Annotated in this window: 20 protein-coding genes; all 20 read left to right on the top strand. The window is 47.0% G+C overall.

All coding sequences use genetic code 11. The features are described 5' to 3' along the window. Positions 1-166 precede the first annotated feature (166 nt). The 20 genes from galE (at position 167) to Q0386_RS06165 (ending at position 20,959) form a co-directional block, all read left to right on the top strand. Complete coding sequence (galE, locus tag Q0386_RS06260) at positions 167-1,153, top strand: UDP-glucose 4-epimerase GalE (protein ID WP_299028635.1); 987 nt, start codon at positions 167-169, stop codon at positions 1,151-1,153. Further along, positions 1,150-2,472 (top strand): UDP-glucose/GDP-mannose dehydrogenase family protein, encoded by a 1,323-nt coding sequence (locus tag Q0386_RS06255; protein ID WP_299028669.1) that lies wholly within the window; start codon positions 1,150-1,152, stop codon positions 2,470-2,472. The genes galE and Q0386_RS06255 overlap by 4 nt, the downstream gene beginning before the upstream one ends. Next, entirely contained in the window at positions 2,469-2,912 is a 444-nt protein-coding gene (locus tag Q0386_RS06250; protein ID WP_299028632.1) for an ecotin family protein, read from the top strand. The genes Q0386_RS06255 and Q0386_RS06250 overlap by 4 nt, the downstream gene beginning before the upstream one ends. After that, entirely contained in the window at positions 2,909-4,141 is a 1,233-nt protein-coding gene (gene tviB / locus Q0386_RS06245; protein WP_299028629.1) for a Vi polysaccharide biosynthesis UDP-N-acetylglucosamine C-6 dehydrogenase TviB, read from the top strand. Before Q0386_RS06250 ends, tviB begins: the two co-directional genes overlap by 4 nt. After that, on the top strand, positions 4,141-5,655 hold the full coding sequence (locus tag Q0386_RS06240; RefSeq protein ID WP_299028626.1) for an MATE family efflux transporter: 1,515 nt from the start codon (positions 4,141-4,143) through the stop codon (positions 5,653-5,655). Before tviB ends, Q0386_RS06240 begins: the two co-directional genes overlap by 1 nt. Further along, complete coding sequence (locus Q0386_RS06235) at positions 5,652-6,407, top strand: glycosyltransferase family 25 protein (RefSeq protein WP_299028623.1); 756 nt, start codon at positions 5,652-5,654, stop codon at positions 6,405-6,407. The genes Q0386_RS06240 and Q0386_RS06235 overlap by 4 nt, the downstream gene beginning before the upstream one ends. A 93-nt stretch (positions 6,408-6,500) precedes the next feature. Further along, positions 6,501-7,565 (top strand): glycosyltransferase, encoded by a 1,065-nt coding sequence (locus Q0386_RS06230; protein ID WP_299028621.1) that lies wholly within the window; start codon positions 6,501-6,503, stop codon positions 7,563-7,565. 1 nt (position 7,566) lies between these two features. Then, on the top strand, positions 7,567-8,544 hold the full coding sequence (locus Q0386_RS06225) for a glycosyltransferase family 2 protein (protein ID WP_299028619.1): 978 nt from the start codon (positions 7,567-7,569) through the stop codon (positions 8,542-8,544). Next, on the top strand, positions 8,541-9,668 hold the full coding sequence (locus Q0386_RS06220) for a glycosyltransferase (RefSeq protein ID WP_299028616.1): 1,128 nt from the start codon (positions 8,541-8,543) through the stop codon (positions 9,666-9,668). The genes Q0386_RS06225 and Q0386_RS06220 overlap by 4 nt, the downstream gene beginning before the upstream one ends. After that, positions 9,658-12,018 (top strand): STT3 domain-containing protein, encoded by a 2,361-nt coding sequence (locus Q0386_RS06215; protein WP_299028613.1) that lies wholly within the window; start codon positions 9,658-9,660, stop codon positions 12,016-12,018. The genes Q0386_RS06220 and Q0386_RS06215 overlap by 11 nt, the downstream gene beginning before the upstream one ends. Positions 12,019-12,047: 29 nt before the next feature. Then, complete coding sequence (gene pglA, locus Q0386_RS06210) at positions 12,048-13,175, top strand: N,N'-diacetylbacillosaminyl-diphospho-undecaprenol alpha-1,3-N-acetylgalactosaminyltransferase (protein ID WP_299028608.1); 1,128 nt, start codon at positions 12,048-12,050, stop codon at positions 13,173-13,175. Then, entirely contained in the window at positions 13,168-13,773 is a 606-nt protein-coding gene (pglC, locus tag Q0386_RS06205; protein ID WP_122871037.1) for an undecaprenyl phosphate N,N'-diacetylbacillosamine 1-phosphate transferase, read from the top strand. Before pglA ends, pglC begins: the two co-directional genes overlap by 8 nt. After that, positions 13,760-14,365: a UDP-N-acetylbacillosamine N-acetyltransferase gene (pglD, locus tag Q0386_RS06200; RefSeq protein WP_299028600.1), complete on the top strand. Its 606-nt coding sequence runs from the start codon at positions 13,760-13,762 to the stop codon at positions 14,363-14,365. Before pglC ends, pglD begins: the two co-directional genes overlap by 14 nt. Before the next feature lie 234 nt (positions 14,366-14,599). Next, positions 14,600-15,688 (top strand): UDP-N-acetylbacillosamine transaminase, encoded by a 1,089-nt coding sequence (gene pglE, locus Q0386_RS06195; protein WP_299028597.1) that lies wholly within the window; start codon positions 14,600-14,602, stop codon positions 15,686-15,688. Continuing rightward, positions 15,689-17,467, top strand: a complete 1,779-nt coding sequence (pglF, locus tag Q0386_RS06190) for a UDP-N-acetylglucosamine 4,6-dehydratase (configuration-retaining) (protein WP_299028594.1) — start codon at positions 15,689-15,691, stop codon at positions 17,465-17,467. A 2-nt stretch (positions 17,468-17,469) separates the two neighbouring features. Further along, a complete protein-coding gene (locus Q0386_RS06185) occupies positions 17,470-18,366 on the top strand; it encodes a PDC sensor domain-containing protein (RefSeq protein WP_299028591.1) in 897 nt (298 codons plus the stop codon). Then, positions 18,363-18,974 (top strand): imidazole glycerol phosphate synthase subunit HisH, encoded by a 612-nt coding sequence (gene hisH, locus Q0386_RS06180; RefSeq protein ID WP_299028589.1) that lies wholly within the window; start codon positions 18,363-18,365, stop codon positions 18,972-18,974. The genes Q0386_RS06185 and hisH overlap by 4 nt, the downstream gene beginning before the upstream one ends. Beyond that, a complete protein-coding gene (hisA, locus tag Q0386_RS06175) occupies positions 18,974-19,684 on the top strand; it encodes a 1-(5-phosphoribosyl)-5-[(5-phosphoribosylamino)methylideneamino]imidazole-4-carboxamide isomerase (RefSeq protein WP_299028666.1) in 711 nt (236 codons plus the stop codon). Before hisH ends, hisA begins: the two co-directional genes overlap by 1 nt. 66 nt (positions 19,685-19,750) lie before the next feature. Beyond that, positions 19,751-20,116 carry a chemotaxis response regulator CheY gene (locus Q0386_RS06170; protein WP_002952918.1) on the top strand — a complete coding sequence of 122 codons (366 nt, stop codon included), beginning with the start codon at positions 19,751-19,753 and terminating at the stop codon, positions 20,114-20,116. 12 nt (positions 20,117-20,128) lie between these two features. Then, on the top strand, positions 20,129-20,959 hold the full coding sequence (locus Q0386_RS06165) for a 50S ribosomal protein L11 methyltransferase (RefSeq protein ID WP_299028585.1): 831 nt from the start codon (positions 20,129-20,131) through the stop codon (positions 20,957-20,959). Positions 20,960-20,967 lie beyond the last annotated feature (8 nt).

Genomic DNA, 20,967 nt, shown 5'->3' with positions numbered 1-20,967 from the left:
GAATTATAAAGATTAAATTTAAAACAGATTGTAAGTATATTTTAAATTTCTAAAGATAGATATCTATTTTGCAGCTTTTAGGCAAAATTTAAAAACTAACCTTGCTTTACTTTTGCTTTACTCTATTTTTGATAAAATTAACCACTTTTTTATGAAAGGCTTAAACTTGAAAATTTTAATAACAGGCGGAGCGGGCTACATCGGCTCTCACGTGTTAAAGGCGCTTTTAAAACAAGGCGGGCACGAGATAACGGTCGTGGATAATCTCTGCAAAGGCACTACAAAGGCGCTTGACGCGCTTGAGAAAATCGGTAAATTTAAGTTCGTAAAGGCAAATTTGGAGGATGATTTAAGCGGGATTTTTGCGGAGGGCAAATTTGACGCAATCATCCATTTTGCCGCATTTATCGAGGTTTTTGAAAGCACGCAAGAGCCGCTAAAATACTACCTAAACAACACCGCAAACGTAGCTAAAATTTTGACCTATTGCAAGCAGTACGGCGTAAATAAATTTATATTTAGCTCCACTGCAGCCGTTTACGGCGAGCCCGAGATCGGCGAGGTCGATGAGCAAACCGCGGCAAATCCGATAAATCCCTACGGCCGAAGCAAGCTAATGAGCGAGTGGATCATCAAAGACTACGCCGCTTCAAATGAAAATTTCAAATTTGCGATTTTGCGTTACTTTAACGTCGCGGGCGCCGACGAGGAGGGGCTCATCGGGCAAAACTATCCAAACGCCACGCACCTGATCAAAGTCGCCACGCAGACGGCTCTGGGCAAACGCGAAAGCATGGGAATTTTTGGCAGCGACTATCCGACGACAGACGGCACCTGCGTGAGGGACTACATCCACGTGAGCGACCTAGCCGACGCGCATCTAAGCGCGCTGGAGTATCTAAACGAGCATGAAAAAAGCGAGACCTTTAACGTCGGCTACGGCCGCGGTTTTAGCGTAAAAGAGGTTATAGAAACGGCTAAAAAAGTAAGCGGGGTTGATTTTAAAGTAGTTAGCGCGCCTCGTAGAGAGGGCGATCCGGCGTGCCTCATCGCAAAGCCGGGAAAGATAAGAAAATTAACTAACTGGCGGCCTAAGAGAGAGGATCTGGCGCTCATCATAAAAACCGCGCTTGAGTGGGAGAAACGGCTGTGAGGATCGCAGTCGTAGGCACGGGCTACGTGGGGCTAGTTAGCGGCGCGTGCCTAGCTAAAATGGGCAACGACGTCATATGCGTGGACGTGGACGAAGCAAAGATAAACGCTCTAAACAGCGGCGTTATACCGATCTATGAGCCCGGACTTTCTGAAATCGTGGCTGAGTGCAGGGCAAACGGCGCGCTCAAATTTAGCGTCGATATAAAAGAAGCCTTGGCGCACGCTAGCGTGCTATTTATCGCGGTGGGTACGCCTATGGGCGCGGACGGGCAGGCCGATCTGCGATACGTGCTAGAAGTCGCAAAAAGCATCGGGCAAAATTTAACCTCGCCGTTAATCGTCGTGGATAAATCAACCGTCCCCGTGGGTACGGCGGAGAAGGTAACCGAAGTGATCGCGGGCGAGCTAAAAAAGAGAAACATAGACGTCAAATTTGAGGTCGTCTCAAACCCCGAGTTTTTAAAAGAGGGCGCGGCGGTTGAGGACTTTTTAAAGCCAGACCGCGTCGTAGTGGGCGCTAGTAGCGAGTGGGGGCAAGGCGTTATGCGCGAGCTTTATGCGCCCTTTATGAAAAATCACGATAGATTTATCGCCATGGACGTAAAGTCCGCCGAGATGACCAAATACGCCGCAAATGCGATGCTAGCGACTAAAATCAGCTTTATAAACGAGATCGCGGGGATCTGCGAACGCGTGGGAGCGGACGTAAATTTGGTGCGAAAAGGCATCGGCAGCGACTCTCGCATCGGTTATAGCTTCATCTATCCTGGCTGCGGATACGGCGGCAGCTGCTTTCCAAAAGACGTCGAGGCGCTCATCTACACCGCTAGGCAAAACGGCTTTGAGCCGCAGGTTTTAAGTGCGGTTGAGGCTAGAAATGCGGCGCAAAAAACGGTACTTTTTGAAAAAATTTCAGCATTTTTCGGCGGAAATTTGAGCGGCAAAACGGTGGCGATTTGGGGTCTAGCTTTTAAACCAAATACCGATGATATGCGCGAGGCTAGCTCGCTAGTGCTCATAAAGGCGCTAGAAAACGCGGGCGCAAACGTCGTCGCCTACGATCCAAAGGCTGCAAACGAAGCAAAAAAATATCTACCTAACTCAAATTTAAAATTCGCCCCAAACAAATACGACGCGTTAAACGGCGCCGATGCTCTCGCGCTCGTGACCGAGTGGAGCGAGTTTAGGTCGCCTGATTTTATGGAGATGAAACAGCGGCTAAAAAATGCCGTGATCTTTGACGGACGCAATCAATACGACGCGAAAAATCTGGCAAATTTAGGCTTTAAGTATTTTCAAATCGGAGTAAAGGCATGAGGAAAATTTTACTTTTTATCGCGGCTTGCGCGTTGCCGTTTGCGCTTTTGGCGGGCGAAAATGCGGCAAAAACCGAGGAAAATATTTTCGAGCTACCTATCTCAAAGATGCCGCCTGATTATTTTAAATACGAAGTCGCATTTTTTAAAGAGATGCTAATCGACTGCAACTATGCCTATTTACTCGGCGGAAAACTCGAGGAAAAAGAGGGCGCGCGCGGGATTTATTACGAATTTAGCGGCGGAGATGAGCTGGCGCAGACGATGATGCTTTGCAAGGACGGAAAGAAAAAGAGGCGGGTTTATTATGAGCTCACTCAAATTTTACCCGGCGTTAGCCCTATTAAAATCATAACTCCGCAAGGCGTAGGCGCGGAAATAAGAATGTATGAACGCGTAAAAACGATAGAACCAAAAAAATTAAAAAGGAAAAATAAATGAAAATAGCCGTTATCGGACTAGGATACGTCGGGCTGCCTTTGGCGGCTGCATTTAGCGAGAAATACGAAGTCACGGGCTTTGACGTCAATGCCGCCCGTATCGAGGAGCTTAAAAGTGGGTATGACCGCACGCTAGAGCTAAGCGCTGAGCAGATGAAAAAAGCGATAGAGAACGGTATGAAATTTAGCCTAAATTTGGACGATATAAAGGAGTGTAATTTCTTTATCGTTACCGTTCCGACGCCGATAGATAAGAACAAACGTCCCGATCTAACGCCCGTCGTAAAAGCCACGCAAAGCGTCGCTAAGGTGCTAAAAAAAGGCGATATCGTCGTGTATGAAAGCACGGTGTATCCGGGCGTTACGGAGGAGATTTGCGTGCCGCTACTTGAGCAAAGCGGGCTTAAATTTAACGAGGACTTTTTCTGCGGATACTCGCCTGAGCGCATAAACCCGGGCGACAAAGAGCATACCGTAACTAAAATCAAAAAAATCACTAGTGGTTCGACGCCGGAAGTCGCCGAAAAGGTCGACGAGGTCTACCGCTCGATTATTACGGCTGGCACGCACAAAGCGCCTACTATCAAGGTCGCCGAGGCCGCCAAAGTCATCGAAAACACGCAGCGCGATATAAACATCGCCTTTATGAACGAGCTTGCGATGATATTTAACAAGATGAACATCGACACGAACGCTGTTTTGCAGGCTGCGGGCACGAAGTGGAATTTCTTAAATTTCCGTCCTGGGCTAGTGGGCGGCCACTGCATCGGCGTGGATCCGTATTATCTCACGCACAAGGCGCAGGAGCTTGGCTTTCACCCCGAGATGATCCTAGCCGGACGTCGTATAAACGATAATATGGGCAAATACGCCGCCGACCAGGTCGTAAAACTAATGATAAAAAGGGGCATTTTGATAAATTCGGCTCGCGTTTTGGTGCTTGGGCTTACGTTTAAGGAAAACTGCCCCGACATCCGTAACTCGCGCGTGATAGACGTGATCGAGGAGCTTAGAGATTTTGGATGCCGCGTGGACGTCTACGATCCGTGGGCGGATGAAACCGAGGTGAAGCGCGAATACGGTATCGCGCCGCTAAAAAGCTTTGACGAGGCGGACTACGACTGCGTCGTGATCGCCGTCGCACACGATAAATTTAAAGGGTTAAAATTTAGCAAAGCGCTCGTTTACGATATCAAAAACGTTTACGAAAACGCCGACGCAAGGCTGTAATGCTCGTAAATTTGATCAGCTCCATCGTCGTTTTTATCGTCTCGATGGGGATAAATTTTTTCCTCACGCCCTACATTCTAAAAAGCCTAGGCAACGAGGCCTACGGCTTTGTCGGGCTATCTAACGCTATCGTGGCTTACGCCCTAGTCGTGACTGCTGCGATAAACTCCGTTAGCGGCCGCTTTGTCGCGTACGAGTGGCACAGAGGGGGCACCCGCGCGGCAAACGCCTACTACTCGTCGGTTCTAGTCGTAAATATCTTTTTTTGCGTTCTGATTTTGCTGGGTGCCGGCATTTTTATCTTAAATTTACAAAGCGTGCTAAACGTGAGCGACGCGCTGCTAGGCGACGTACGGCTTACTTTCGCGTTTTATTTTATAAATTTTTGCGTCGGACTTTTTAACGGTGTCATCAGCGTCTCGATGTTTATCAAAAACAAGCTCTACATCATCTCCGTTCGCAACGCCGCGTCTAGCGCCATTTTGGCCGCTCTCATCGTCGCGCTTTTTTATTTTTTCAGACCGATGATCGCCTATATCGCGATCTCCGCTCTAGTCGCGTCGCTCTTTGTTTTTTTTACGAGCGTTTGGGTTTCGCGCCGCATCACGCCCGAGCTTAAATTTAACCCAAGCGAATTTGACTTTACGCGGATAAAAGAGCTGCTAAAATCAGGCGTCTATAATAGCTTTAACGCCCTAAACCGCGTGCTTATGAGCGGTATGGATCTGTTTATCTGCAATATCTTTTTAAGCGCGAACGCGACTGGAATTTTAGCTGTTTCAAAGGCGGCTCCGATCATTTTGGAGAGCTTCGTGGCGCAGCTTAGCGCGATATTTGCGCCAAAATTCGTCGAGCACTACTCCAAATCAAATTTGACCGCGCTTGTTGCGGAGGCTAAATTTTCGATGCGAGTTACGGCTTTTGTCATGAGCGTACCGGCGGCTATTTTCGTAGCTTTCGGGCGCGAATTCTACATGCTTTGGTTGCCGTTTAAAAGCGCGGACGAGATAAGCCTAATCTATAATCTCTCGATGATAACTCTAGTGCCGATTATATTTATTAGCTATGTTTTTTCGCTTTTTAATCTCGACAGCGCGACAAATAAACTAAAACGTCCTGCGATAGCAAACACGATTTTGGGTGCCGGCACGATTTTGGCGCAGATTGCCGTGCTTAAATTTACGACTTACGGCATTTACGGTATGGCGATCGTCGGCGCCGCGCTTTATTCGGTACGCATTTTGGGATTTGACCTCATAAACGCTGCGTTAAATTTGAGCTTGCCGCTTACGACTTTTTACGGCGTTTATTTTAAAAATTTAGCCGTTTTTGCGGCAGTTTGCGGACTGTTTTTTTGGCTGCGAAATTTCGTGCAAATTTCAAACTGGGGCGAATTTGCCGCATATTCGGCGGTTTTACTTGCAGTGGGATACGCCGCGAGCTTGTTTTTGATATTTGACAAAAGAGAACAACTAATCGTGATAAATAAAATCAAATCGAAGTTTAAAAGATGAAAAATTTAGTATTCGTTATTTCGCTAAAAAGCGACGAGGCGCGCAGGCAAAAGCTAAAAGAGCGGTTTAAAAACTACGGCGAATTTAAACTCGTCGAGGCAACCGACGGTAGAACAATGAGTGCAAAGGAGTACTACGGCTACGCGCTGCCTAGCCTCGAGGCTTACGGCAGACTATTGAGCCCGTCCGAGGTCGGCTGTTCGCTATCTCACGCGCGCGCTTACGAGGAGTTTTTAAAAAGCGACGCCCGGTTTGCGCTCATCTTAGAAGACGACGTCATCGGAGATGAAAGCGGCGTAAAAAAGGCGTTTGAAAAAGCTGCCAAGATGGACGAGGGTTCGGCTCTAATCTGCGGTGCGCAAGACGGGCTAGAGGGGCGATTTAGCGCATTTGGCAAAAAGCTGAATGAGGATTTTTGGCTAGTCTCAAAGCGATCTTACGGCACGATTTACCGAGCGGCTGCTTACGTGCTTGATAGGCGCGCGGCGGAAAAGATCTTGCAAACGCACAAAAAGGCGCTTTGCGTGGCTGATTTTTGGCGGATTTTGCTTTTACAAAACGGCTTAAAGATGTATTTTAGCGATATTTTTGCGCATCCAACCGATCTAACAGACTCAAATATCCAAGCCGAGCGAGCGCAAAGAGCGCAGGCAAAAGTCTCTCCGCTAGCTCGCCTAAATAGCTTAAAATATGTCGCCGCAACGCGCTTTGAAGCGGCAATTTTGGGCTATGAGCGGATATTTAAAAGATAGGAAACTAAGCGATTATAAAGCTCAAAATTTATAAAATCAATAATTTTGAAGATTTATTAAATTTTCACGCATTGATTAAAATTTGGAGAGAGAATGAAGGTTTTATTTATAATTTCGACCCTGCAAGCAGGCGGCGCCGAGCGTGTGATGAGCTTGCTAGCGAGCTATTTTGCGAAATTTCACGACGTAACGCTTTTAAAATTTGACACCAAACCACCGTTTTACGAGCTAGACGAGAGGATAAAGCTGATAGATCTGCCTTTCCCGATGGTGAAAAAAGGGTTTTTTGCAAATTTAATAAGGCGCGTGAAAAAGTTTTTTTATCAGCGAAATTTGATCAAAAACGGCGGCTTTGACGTCGTTATCTCCTCGATGGACAGCACCAATATCAACGTGATTTTGTCGAATTTATTTATCGGTAAGCCGCTTTTTATCAGCGAGCATTCAAGCGCCGATTTTTTCAAGGGGCGCGGCTGGCTGTTTTTACGCCGTATGCTCTATCCGCTAGCTAGCGGACTCACGGTACTTACGAAAGAAGACTACGAGTACTATAGCTTCGTAAAAAATAAAACCGTGATGTATAATCCGATGTTTGAAGCCAAAAAACAGGGCTTGCCGAAGGAAAATATCATCCTTTTCGTCGGTCGTCTCATCTCGCTTAAAGGCTGCGACGTATTTTTAAAAGCCATGAGCCTAGTCGATAAAGAGCTTTTAAAAGACTGGAAAATCGTGATAGCGGGCGCTGGCGAAGAGAGGCAAAGGCTAGAGCTTATCGCGCACGAGCAGCTTCATCTGGATGCCGAGTTTATCGGGCAAACGAGCGATGTAGCTTCGCTTTACGAAAGGTCTAAAATTTTAGTCTCAAGCTCCAAAACCGAGGGCTTGCCAAACGTTTTAATCGAGAGCGTATTTTTTAACTGCGCCAGGGTGGCGACTGCGACAAGCGGCGCAAAAGAGCTCATCGAGGACGGCAAGGACGGATTTTTAGTGCCGATAGACGACGTAAAAGCGCTCGGAAGCAAAATCGAACTTTTGATGCGCGACGAGGGGCTAAGACAAGAGCTTGTAAGTAATGCTAGCGAGCGTGAAAATAGCTTTAAAACCGATCAAATTTATCAAAAATGGATGGATTTTATCACTCAAAATATAAAGAACTAAAATGCTAAAAGTAAGCATAATAATCCCAACCTACAACCGCAAAGAGCTTTTTGAAGCCGCCCTAAAAAGCGCGCTGGCTCAAGACTACGAAAATAAAGAAATCATAATCAGCGACGACAACTCAAACGACGGCACGCGCGAGCTCGCGCAAAGCTATGTCGCTAAATTTGACAACGTAAAATACGTCCTAAACCAAACCTACGATCGCGGTCCAAACGGCAATAAAAACAACGGTTTTGACCACGCTAGCGGCGATGTTTTCGTGATACTAGACGACGATGACTTGCTGATAGAAGGCGCTATAAGCAAGATGGCGGCCGTGCTGGAGCAGGGGTATGCTAGCGTCTGGGCGAACTGTTACTTTGAGATTGACGGCGAGCTGACGACGAAATTTTCGGGATTTGGACTAAGTAAAAGCGGGGAAATTTCGCCGCAGGACTATTACGACGGCAAGATAACTGGCGAGTTTTTGATAATGTTTCGCCGCGACGCGATCGGTCAGAGGCGCTTTGAAAAGGGGCTTTACGGTAGCGAAAATACGCTTTGGATCTACCTTTTTGATTTTCCTGCTTACTATCTACACGATGCAGTGCGTATTTACCGCTTTCATCGCAGCGATAGCGTCACGATAAACTCGTTTAAGCGCCCGCTTTGCATCATGAAAGGCTACGCGATGACTGCGGAGCTCATTTTGCAAAAGATCGCCGAGAAAAACGCGCAAGCAAGCAACGCAAATTCGGCCGAGCCGAAATTTCGCGTAAACGATGCTCACATCGCGATCCTGTATAAAATGGCGGCGTATTATGCTAAATTTGGTGGCGAGTACAAAAAAATGTACGAGTATCTTTTTAAAAGCCTCAAATTTAAATTTACTAAAGAAGCGCTGGCGATGCTGATTTTAAGCCCGTTTCCAAAGTCTATGATTTTGTTTTTAACTAAAATTCGCGTTTGGATATACAAAAAAACGCGCGGCGAATGAAAAAATTAGCCGTTTTTCTCTACTCGATGGGGCCAGGCGGCGCGGAGCGCGTGGTCTCAAATTTACTCCCCGCTCTGTGTGGAAAATACGAAGTTCATCTCGTTTTGATGAGCGAGGTCGTGGCCTACGAGATACCAAGCGCGGTAAAAATTCACTTCCTCGAGCGCTCAGATCCCTATGAGAGCGGCGTCAAAAAGCTTTTTCGACTAGCTTTTGCGCTACCCTCTTTGGCTCTAAAATACAAAAAACTTTGCGAAAATTTGGGTATCGACGCGCATTTTGTCTTAATGAACCGGCCTTGTTATATCGCACTTTTAGCAAGGATCGCCGGAGTAAAAGGACGCATGGTGATAAGCGAGCGCAGCTGCCCGTCGGTCATCTATAAAAGCGGCCTTAGCGGGCTTGCTAATAGAATTTTAGTTAAGGCGCTCTATCCTAGAGCCGATCTTATCCTTGCTAACGCACAGGGAAATGCCGAGGATCTCGTGCAAAATTTCGGCTGCGACAGGGAAAAGACGAAAGTGCTATATAACGCGGTTGATTTGGCTGCGATAAAAACTCTTGCCGATGAGCCGATAGAGGGCAAATTTAAGCCGTTTTTTCTAAATATCGGGCGACTTGATAGCGGTAAAAATCAAGCGATGCTAATAAAAATAATCGCAAATTTAAACGACGAGCGCGCGACGCTTGGAATTTTAGGCAAGGGGCCTTTACAAGGCGAGCTTCAAAATTTGATCGACGAGCTTGGCGTGAGCGAGCGAGTAAAGCTGCTAGGCACGGATAAAAATCCGTTTAAATTTATTAGAAACGCCGAGTGTTTCCTCTGCGCTTCGCGCTTTGAGGGCTTTTCAAACGTGCTTTTAGAGGCGCTTGCTTGTGAGAGATTTATCATCTCTACCGATCACAAAAGCGGCGCTAGAGAACTTCTTGGTGATGACAAATACGGCATCCTTGTGCCAGTTGATGACGAAAAAGCGATGGAGTCGGCGATGAGGCGAGCGCTTGATGATGAAAATTTAAGGCAAGCTTATGAAAAAAGAGCTTATGGCCGCGTAGCAAAATTTGATAGAAACGCCGTCGCGGCGCAGCTCATAGGATATTTAGAGGGTGAAAATGGCGAGTAAAATTTCGGGACTCTTGGATAAATTTAAATTTTCAAAACAGACTTTCTTTTTGATGCTTGCGGCGTTTATTTTTAGCGTGGTTTGCAGGCTGTACTGGGTGTATTGGGCGGGCGAGTATCAGCACTTTTTCTGGAACGATCAGCTTATGATCAGCACGAACGACGGCTACGCCTTTGCCGAGGGCGCGCGCGACATGATAGCGGGCTTTCATCAGCCAAACGACCTTAGCTACTACGGCCGCTCGATGCCCACACTTACGTATTTTTTGTATCAAATTTTGCCTTTTAGCTTCGAGAGTATCTTGCTTTATATGAGCGTGTTTTTTAGCTCGCTTATCGTCATTCCAGTGATTTTGATAGGCAAAGAGTACGAGATGCCAGGAGTCGGCTTTGCGGCGGCCTTGCTAGCTAGTATCGCAAACAGCTACTACAACCGCACGATGGCCGGCTACTACGACACCGACATGCTCACTATCGTGCTGCCCGCGTTTAGCGTCTGGGCGATGATACGTCTGGTGCAGAAAAAAAACGTAAACGATCTTATTTTTATCCCGATTTTTATCCTGATAAACGACTGGTGGTATCCGAGCTCTTACTCGCTAAATTTTGCGATGCTGGGCGCATTTTTGCTCTATACTTTGGTTTTTGATAGAAAAAACGCGCTAAATTACGAGGCTGTCATTTTGATGATAGTGGCGCTTACGTATATCGATTTTTACGCTAAAAGCGCTCTTACGGTCGCGCTTTATCTAGCGATGAGATTTCGTCCACAGATCTGGGATAAACGCGTAGTAGCAGCATGCCTGGCTCTGGCCGTAGGTTTGCTTGGCTTTAGCGGCGGGCTAAATCAAATTTTATTTCAGCTTAAATTTTACATATTTCGCGGAGTTTCCGAGAGTAGCGAGCCGGTTTTTCATTTTTATAACGTAAATAAAACGATAATGGAAATGAGCGATTATTCGTTTGAGTTTGAGTCGATAAACGCCTTTGCTAAGCGTATCAGCGGTCATATCGTTACTTTTGCTTTATCACTCGTAGGAGTCGCGGCGCTTTGTCTTAAATTTCGCTCCTTTTTACTCGCGCTTCCGATGCTGCTACTTGGTTTTTTGGCGCTAAAAGGCGGGCTTAGATTTACGATCTACTCCGTACCCGTGATGGCAATAGGATTTGGATATTTTGCGGTGCTTTGCGTGAGTTTTTTTAAAAAAGATAAAATTTTAGACAAATTTTGCACCGTTTTCGTTACGGCGTTTTTCGCGTTTTTCTTTTTATATTTTGATAAATACTACAGCCTTTTGCATGGTAAATCTCCCGTTTTCGCGCCAAATTTTGACGGCGAGGCGAGCTTTGGCGTATATCTAGCCACGTTTGCCGCGGCGGCTCTTGTTTGCGGGGCGGCTTATTTTATGGTCTCAGGCCTAAGCTCGCTCAAAAAGCACGCGCTTTTAGAAAAAATTTGCGTCTTTTGTATCGCCGCGCTATCCTTGATGCCGTGCCTTGAGCATATTTACGGCTACAAAGTCGGCACGGTCTTTGCCAAAAGCGAGGTCGAGAGCCTAGATAAACTACACAAGATCGCGGGGCGCGAGGACTACGTGCTGGCGTGGTGGGACTACGGCTATCCGATCCGCTACTACGCGGACGTCAAGACTCTCATTGACGGCGGCAAGCACCTGGGCAGAGATAACTTCGCCGTGAGCTTCGCGCTAGCGGCTAATCAACGCATGTCGGCAAATATGGCGCGTCTAGAGGTCGAGTACACCGAGCGCAATTTTAGCGAGAAATTCGGGCTAAATTTGGCGCAGATGATGAAGGACTATAACGCGACTAACGTAAATTCGTTTTTGTATTCGCTAAACGACAAGGATTTTCGCCCGCCGCAAAAAACGCGCGAGATTTACTATTATTTACCGGACTCCATGCTTGATATTTTTAGCGCCGTTTTGCGCTTTTCAAACCTCGATCTAAACAGCGGCGAGGAGTACGGAGCGATATTTTATCCGGGTAAACCTTACTCGGTGGACGGCGATACGATAAATATCGGCGGAGGGTTTAGCGTATCTGGCGACGCGTCAAAAGTCTATATCGGCGAGCGCGAAATGCCCGTAAATACGTACTTTGAAACAAGCTACGACGAGAAAGACAAGCTGGTCGTCAAAAAGCATGAGATGGACTCGGACGGTAAAATTTATCTTATTTTTATGAAGGATTACAGGCGGTTTTTGGTGCTTGACGAAGCTGTGCTAAACTCGGCCTACATACAGCTTTTCGTGCTCGAAAACTATGACAAAGAGCTATTTGAGCCGGTCGTTTTAAACGGCGCGGTTAAGATTTATAGGCTGCTAAGATGAGGGCGCAAAATTTAAAGGATATTTTTTAAATGGTTAAATTTGGATTTTTATCTCACGCCGATATGAGCATCTACTTTTTCCGCGCGCCGATCATGCGCGAGCTAAAGCGGCTCGGGCACGAGGTTTTCGCTATCGCGCCAAAGGGCGACTACACGGATAGGCTAAAAAGCGAATTTAACTGCGTGATGTACGAGCTTGACCGCGCGAGCCTAAATCCTTTAACCGTGCTTGAAAACTCAAAAAAGCTCGCCGAGATTTTACGCGAGTTAAATTTAGATCTACTACAAACCTCGGCGCATAAATCAAACGTATTTGGCACCTTTGCGGCTAAAAAAGCGGGCATAAAGCACGTGATAAATTTGGTCGAGGGGCTGGGTAGCTTTTATATCGATAACGACTTAAAAACCCGTCTAGTACGCGCCGCGATTGAGACGCTTTATAAAAAAGCGCTAAATATGAGCGACGGCTGTGTGTTTGTAAACGAGGCCGATCCGGCGTATTTTCTAGCTCGCGGACTAATTGCCGAAGAGAAAATTTTTAAGATAAAAAGCGTGGGCGTAGATACGCTCAAATTTGACGAAAGCAGCGTGTCGGCTGCAAATTTAGGCGAGGATCTGCACGGCAAAAAGATCGTGCTGATGATAGCGCGTGCGATGTGGCACAAGGGCGTGCGCGAGTTTTATGAGGCCGCCGAGCTTTTACGCGGGCGCGAGGACTGTGCGTTCGTCTTTGCGGGCGAAGGGTTTGAGGGCAACAAAAGCACGGCCGACGCAAAGTTTTTAAAAGGCGGAGCCGTGCGGTATCTGGGTGCTAGAGACGACGTGCCCGAGCTTTTAAAGGCTAGCTATCTGCTTGCGCTTCCAAGCTACAAAGAGGGCTTTCCTCGCACGGTTTTAGAGGCGATGAGTATGGGTAGGCCAGTCGTTGCTAGCGACGTAGCGGGATGTAACGAGGCCGTGACGAACGGCTTTAACGGCCTGCTTTGCGAGGCGAAAAACTCGGCCGATCTAGCCGCAAAGATAGAAATTTTACTAAACGACGAAAATTTGGCCGCACAGATGGGACGAAACGGGCGGGAGCTCGCCGTGCGCGAGTTTGACGAGCGAGCGGTCGCTAGGAAATATGTAGAAATTTATAGGAAATTTATCGATGTATAGGGCGTTTTTCAAGAGATTACTGGATATTTGCGGCGCGATTTTTTTGATCGTGCTTACGTTGCCGATTATGGCGGTCGTCGCGGTTTTGATATATTTTAAGGTTAGCAAGGACGTCATTTTTACGCAGGCACGCCCGGGCTTGCACGCTAAAATTTTTAAAATTTACAAATTTAAAACGATGAGCGACGAGCGCGGCGCGGACGGCGAGCTACTACCCGACGAGATGCGTCTAAGCGGCGTCGGCAAGACTATCCGAAGCCTCAGCCTTGATGAGCTACCGCAGCTTTTTAACGTGCTAAAGGGCGATATGAGCTTTATCGGGCCGCGTCCGCTTTTGGTCGAGTACCTGCCTCTTTACGACGCCGAGCAGGCGACCCGCCACGACGTGAGGCCCGGTATCACGGGTCTAGCGCAGGTAAACGGTCGCAACGCGATAAGCTGGGCTGAAAAGTTTAAATTTGACGCGAGATACGTTCGCGAGCTTAGCTTTGCGCTGGACGTTAAAATCGCGATTTTAACCGTGCAAAAGGTGCTAAAACGAAGCGGCGTGAGTAAAGAGGGTATGGCTACGACGGAGAAATTTAATGGCCGCAACTAAAATTTACGTTTATGGCTTTAGCGGACACGGAGCCGTCGTCGCGGACGTAGCAAGAGCCTGCGGATACGGCGAGGTAGTGTTTTTGGACGACTCCAAATTTGACGGCAAAAACGTGCTCAAATTTGACCCGAGTCTGGAAAAAGCCGACATGATCGTGGCTATCGGAGATAATAAAATCAGACGTATCCTGCAAGAAAGAGTAAAAAACGCGGGCTTTGTCTTAGTAAATTTGATCCATCCAAGCGCGGTGGTAAGTAAGAGCGCGCAAATAGGCGAGGGTGCGGTCGTGATGCCAAATGCCGTCATAAACGCGCGAGCGGTGGTAGGCGAGGGGGCGATAATAAACACTGGCGCGATCATCGAGCACGACTGCGAGATCGGCGATTTTGCGCACGTTAGCCCAAATGCGGCGCTAGCAGGAGGCGTGATCGTGGGTGCAAATACGCACGTAGGCATAGGATCTTGCGCAGTGCAGTGCATAAAAATCGGTGCAAACTGTATCATCGGAGCGGGCAGCGTCGTAGTACGAGATATCGCAGACGGTAGCGTCGCCTACGGTAATCCCGCTAAAGTTAGGCGAAATTTGAGCTAAATTTGAGAGCCAAAATATCGCTCGTCAAATTTACGTCCGTAGCGACAAAAGTCGGCACAGGCAAAATATATAAATATCATTTGCTGCGTCAAATTTGCAGTTCCAAAATACATTTTGACGCAAAATTTAACAAAATCCCCATTTTCTACGGCCTAAAAGCAAATTTAAACGAGTTTTTATAAAAATATTTAGATTTTAAGTGCTACAATGCGTAAATTTATTTAAGGAATAATAATGCAAAGAATTTTCCTAAGTCCGCCGCACATGAGCGGCAAAGAGCAAGAGTACATAAACGAGGTCTTTAAGAGCAACTACATCGCGCCGCTTGGCGAATACGTGAATAAATTTGAAGCGAGCGTCTCAAGCTACGCGGGAGCGCCCGATGCATTAGCGCTAAATTCGGGCACGTCGGCAATCCACTTAGCGCTAAGGGTGCTTGGTATCGGCGCAGGAGACGTGGTACTAGCATCTACGTTTACCTTTATGGCGTCCGTTAGTCCGATACTCTATCAAGGCGCTACGCCCATTTTCGTAGATAGCGACGAAAGCTGGAATCTAAGCCCCGAGCTACTAAAAAAGGCGATCGCAAACTCGCCTAAAAAGCCAAAAGCGCTCGTCGTCACGCACCTTTACGGTCAGGCGGCAAAGATGAAAGAGATCTGCGAGATCTGCGAGCGGGAAAATATCGCCGTCGTCGAAGACGCAGCCGAGGCGCTGGGTGGCTTTTATAACGGCAAGGCGCTGGGCACTTTCGGACGGCTGGGCGCATATAGCTTTAACGGCAACAAAATCATAACTACAAGCGGCGGCGGTATGCTAGTGGGCGAAAGAGATCTCGTGGAAAAGGCGAGATTTTACAGCACGCAAGCTAGGGAGCCCTTTTTGCACTACGAGCACAAAGACTACGGCTACAACTACCGCCTGAGCAACGTCCTGGGCGCGATCGGAACGGCACAGATGGAGGTGCTCGAGCAGCGCGTGATAAAAAAACGAGAAATTTTTGAAAAATATAAAAAAGAACTTCCCGAGCTTGAGTTTATGCCAGAGATTGCAAATTCTCGCGGTAACCGTTGGCTAACGACCGCGCTGTTTAAAGAAAAAGGCGCGCACTTGCGCGTGATAGAAGCGCTTGCCAAAGAAAACATAGAAAGCCGTCCGCTTTGGAAGCCGATGCATATGCAGCCGGTGTTTGAAGGGGCGCTAGCGTTTACGGACGGCGCTAGCGAGGAGATGTTTGCGCGCGGTATCTGCCTGCCTAGCGGCACTGCGATGGGGGATGAGGAATTCGCGCGAGTGGTAAAAATCGTAAAGGAAAATTTATAAATGTTTAAAGCGACGAAGCTAAAGCGGCTTGCGTTTTTTCTAACCTTTGACATCGTGATATTTGCAGCGTCGTTTTATCTAGCGTATTTGCTTAGATTTAGCGGCGTGCTGCCTGATTATTTTAGGGGTGGGCTAGTCGCGGGCTGCGCTACGATGGTGGTTTTAAAGCTATTTTTTATGTGGCTTTTTAAAATTTATAAGGTGCCGTGGAGATTTTTCGGACTAAACGAAGCGAGGAAAATTTTCCTCGTTCATCTTTGCGCGATAGTTTGCTTTTGGATCGTTTATTTTGCGATGCCAGCCGTTTTCAACCCGTTTCCGCGAAGCGTGGTTTTTATAGACTTTATCATCTCGTGCCTGCTAATCGGAAATTTAAGAATCGCTAAGCGTATGTTTTTAGACTTTTCTAAAAAGCCTCATACGGGCGAGCCATGCGTCGTTATCGGTGCTACGTCAAAGGCGCTGCATGTTTTAAAGGGGCTTAGGCAGGGCTACATCGACCTTTATGCCGTGGGCGTCGTGGATGGTAGGAGCGATCTAGTCGGTACTTACTGCGACGGATTTTTGGTGCAGCCAAAGAGCGAAATTGCAAATTTGATCAAAGAATACAACGTAAAAACCGCTATCATCGCGCTAGCTCTGGGTCAAGACGAGCTAGCCGAGCTTTTTGACGAGCTTACGGCTTACGGTATCCGCGATATCAAGATTTTTTCTATGTTTGGCACTGGCAAGGACGCTATCAAGGACATCTCGATCGAGGATCTGCTAGCTAGAAAGCCAAAAGACCTAGATAGTAGTGCGGTGGAGAAATTTTTAGGCGGTAAGGTCGTTTTGGTTACGGGTGCGGGAGGTAGTATCGGTAGTGAAATTTGCAAGCAGTGCCTAAAATTTGGCGTTAGCAAGCTAATCATGATCGATCATAGCGAGTTTAATCTCTATAAAATCGGCGAGATAACCCACAGCGACAAAACCGTGAGCAAGATGATAAATATCGTAAACGAGGATGATCTGCGCGCGGTATTTGAGGAGTTTAGGCCGCAGATCGCTATCCACGCCGCAGCCTATAAGCACGTGCCGCTTTGCGAAGCAAACCCGAAAGCAGCTGTCGTAAATAACATAATCGGCACTAAAATTTTGATCGATTTATCTATCGAATACGGCGTTAGCAAGGTCGTGATGATATCCTCCGATAAAGCTGTGCGCCCGACAAACATCATGGGCGCGACTAAACGCGTGTGCGAGCTTTACGCGCTAAACTCAAATTTGCCAGCTAAAACCGAGATCGTTGCAGTGCGTTTTGGCAACGTTCTAGGCTCAAGCGGCAGCGTAATACCGAAATTTAAAGAACAAATCGAAAATAATAAACCGCTAACCGTCACACATCCTGATATCACGAGGTACTTTATGCTGGTCTCCGAGGCCTGTCAGCTCGTGCTTCAGGCTGCCTCGATCGCAAAAGGCGGCGAGCTTTTCGTGCTTGATATGGGTGAGCCGATAAAGATCGCCGATCTAGCTAAAAAGATGCTGATTTTATCAAACAAAGAGCACCTGGGCGTCGAATTCGTCGGCCTTCGCCCTGGAGAGAAGCTTTACGAGGAGCTTTTAATCAATAAAGACGACGTAAAAACCGAATTTCAGTCTATTTTCGTGACGCACTCGGGCGAATACGACCTAGCTAAACTAAACGAGCAAATTAAAAATTTAACGCACGCGGACGATGTCGCGGCGGCGCTTAAAGAGATCGTGCCCGAGTTTAATCACGCGCTAAATAAGGAATAAATTTGACGTTACAAGATATACAGAGGTTTTCGGAGTTAAGATACAAGGCTAGAGCCTATATATGCTATCTTTTTAGTAAAAATTTACCAAACAGGCTACCAGGGGTAAACGCCGAGTCGATAAAAAGCGGCTTTGATAAAATGGCTCACGAGATAGAGGGCTTTGACGCGTTTTACGTGCTTGACGCAAACGGCGTACAAATAGGCGACACCGTAAGCCTAAACGAAAAATACAAAGCCGGCGGCGGCGAAAACTGTAGCAATAAGTCTTATTATTACACCGCGGTGCGCGAGAAGCGCTGCGTGCTAAGCGACCCGTATCCGTCCTCGCTCACGGGCGAACTGTGCGTGACGGCGTCCACTCCGATATATGATGATAAGGGAGAGCTAAAATTCGTCGCGTGTATCGACGTTTCGCTAGAAAATATCCTAACCATCGTCTCCCACGGCAAGCTAGAGAGCTACTTCGGTAAATTTCTTAAGGTCGTTTACGCCGCATTTTCGGTCGCGCTTTTTACCATAGCCTTGTTTTTGTTCGCCGACGCGCTCAAGGGGCTTTTGGCTAATGATCTTTTAAATATCGAAGTAGAAAAGATGTTTGAGCACACGATCGTGCTGACGCTGGCGCTTGCGATCTTTGATCTGGTTAAAGCGATATTTGAAGAAGAGGTGCTGGGTAAAAGCAAGCGCAATGAAGATATGGAAAACAAAACGATGATTAGATTTATCGGGTCGATCATCATCGCGCTTGCTATCGAGGCGCTGATGCTCGTGTTTAAATTTGCCATCACGGCGCCCGATCACATCATAAACGCGATCTATCTCATCGGCGGCGTTGCGATATTGATGATCGCGCTTAGCATCTATCTTTTTGCTACCAAGCAAAGGAGCTCGCATTGATCGGCATCATCGACTACGGCGCGGGAAATTTAAGAAGCGTTTTAAACGCGTTTGAGAGTTTAAATTTAAAGGCGAAACTCGTCGGTCGCGGCGAGGAACTGGGTAAATTTGACAAGATTATTTTGCCTGGCGTCGGAGCTTTTGGCGAAGCGATGGATAAGCTAAAAGATAGAAATTTTATCCCCGCGATAAAAGAGGCCGTAGCCGGCGGAAAGCCGTTTTTGGGCATTTGTCTGGGTATGCAGCTGCTTTTTGAGCAAAGCGAGGAGTTTGGCGTAAATGAGGGGCTCGGGCTCGTAAAAGGGCGAGTGGTTAAATTTGACCCGTCCAAATTTGACGCTCCGCTAAAGGTGCCGCACACCGGGTGGAATACGATAAATTTTACCAAGCAAACACCGATAAATAAGGATCTAGCGGCTAGCGAGTATTTATACTTCGTGCACTCTTATCACGTAGTTTGCGATGATGACGCGGCGCTTGGCTTTACCGAGTACGGCTATAAATTCGTAAGCGCGGTACATAAAGATAACATTTTCGGCTTTCAGCCGCACCCCGAAAAGAGCCATGAGACGGGACTAAAAATTTTACGAAATTTCGGAGAGATGTGATGGAAATTTTCCCTGCGATAGATTTAAAAGAGGGTAAGGCGGTTCGGCTTTTTAAAGGCGAGATGAATAGTGCGAAAATCTACTCGGACGCGCCGTGGGAGCTAGCCAAAAGATTTGAAGATATGGGCGCAAAGTGGCTTCACGTCGTCGATCTTGATGGTGCGTTTGCGGGCGAAGCGGTAAATCTAAAAACCGTAGAAAAGATCGCAAAAGCCGCAAATTTACAAATCCAAATCGGCGGCGGGATACGCGACGAAGCGCGAATAAAAAGCTACCTTGATAGCGGCATAACGCGCGTTATCTTGGGCTCGGTCGCGCTAAAGGATCCGAATTTTACTAAAGAAATGGCGCAAAAATACCGCGTCGCCGTCGGCATAGACGCAAAAGAGGGCTTTGTTGCCGTGCAAGGCTGGGCGGAGGTGTCGCAGATGAGGGCGACTGAGCTAGCGTATAAATTTGCCGGAGCCGGAGTCGAAGCGATAATCTGTACCGACATCTCAAAAGACGGGACTCTTAGCGGCGTGAACGTGGAATTTACATCGCAAATCGCAAAAGCTAGCGGCATAAATACGATCGCAAGCGGCGGCGTAAAAGATATCTCGGATATCCAGGCGCTAAAGCACGCGGGAGACGTCTACGGAACTATCGTAGGCAAGGCGTACTACGAGGGGACGCTTGATCTAAAAGAGGCCTTTAAACTGGGTCGCTAAAATTTTAAAGTAAATTTAAATATAAAATTTGCTAGAATTGGATATTTTTTAAAAAAGGATACGATTGTGAAAATACTAGTAGTCGACGACAGCTCAACTATGAGAAGAATCATAAAAAACACCCTGCAAAGGCTCGGGCATCAAGAAATTTTAGAGGCCGAGCACGGAGTAGAAGCGTGGCAAATTTTGGGCCAACACAGCGATATAAACGTGCTTATCACCGACTGGAACATGCCTGAAATGAACGGCCTTGAGCTTGTAAAAAAGGTCCGCGCCGAGGCAAAATACGTCGATATGCCTATCATTATGGTAACGACCGAGGGCGGTAAGGCCGAGGTCATCACCGCGCTAAAAGCAGGCGTCAATAACTACATCGTAAAGCCGTTTACGCCGCAAGTTTTAAAAGAAAAACTTGAAGACGTCTTAGGCTAAAAGAGCGTAAATTTGAAAGATAAATTTTACGAGCTTGAAGTTCTTTGTTCGCAGGAGCTTCGCGAACTTTTTGAAGATCTTGTTTTTTCTTTGGGCGTTACTTGCACGCAGGAGACTACGGGCGGGTTTATCATCCGAGACGAAGACGAGTTAGACGAAGTGGAATTTGGTCTGCAAGAATACGCAAAATCTCTACAGGACGCGCTTGGTCGCGAGATCGAATTTAAGATAACAAAAAGCCAAAAAGAAAATAAAGACTGGCTAAACGAATACAAAAAAAACGTAAGACCGATAGAGATCGGCAAAATTTACATCCACCCAAGCTGGGAAGAGTCTAAAGACGGGTTTGAAAACATCATCATCGACCCCGCTCTTGCCTTTGGCTCTGGTCACCACGAGAGCACGAGCGCTTGCATAGAGTATCTGCAAAAATACGCTGCAAACGGCATGAGTGCGCTTGACGTGGGCTGCGGAAGCGGAATACTAAGTATCGCTTTAGCAAAACTAGGCTGCGTTACGGACGCCTGTGATACCGACGAGCAAGCAGTGCAAAGCTCGCAGAAAAATGCCGAGCTAAACGGGGTTAAATTTAATCAAATTTGGACCGGTTCGGTGGCGAATTTGGATAAAAAATACGACGTCGTCGTAGCAAACATAATCGCCGATGTGATACTAATGCTAAAAAATGATTTGATAAATTTGCTAAAAGAGGGCTCATATCTCGTTTTAGCAGGCGTTTTGGATAAATACGAAACGCGAATTTTAGAGGCTTTTTCGTCGCTCAAACTGGTAGAAAGTCAAACCAAAAACGAGTGGAAAAGCTTCGTATTTCAAAAAGCGTAAAATAATTT

The organism is uncultured Campylobacter sp. (assembly GCF_938045625.1).
GTDB lineage: Bacteria > Campylobacterota > Campylobacteria > Campylobacterales > Campylobacteraceae > Campylobacter_A.
This window is presented reverse-complemented; position numbering and strand designations above follow the sequence as displayed.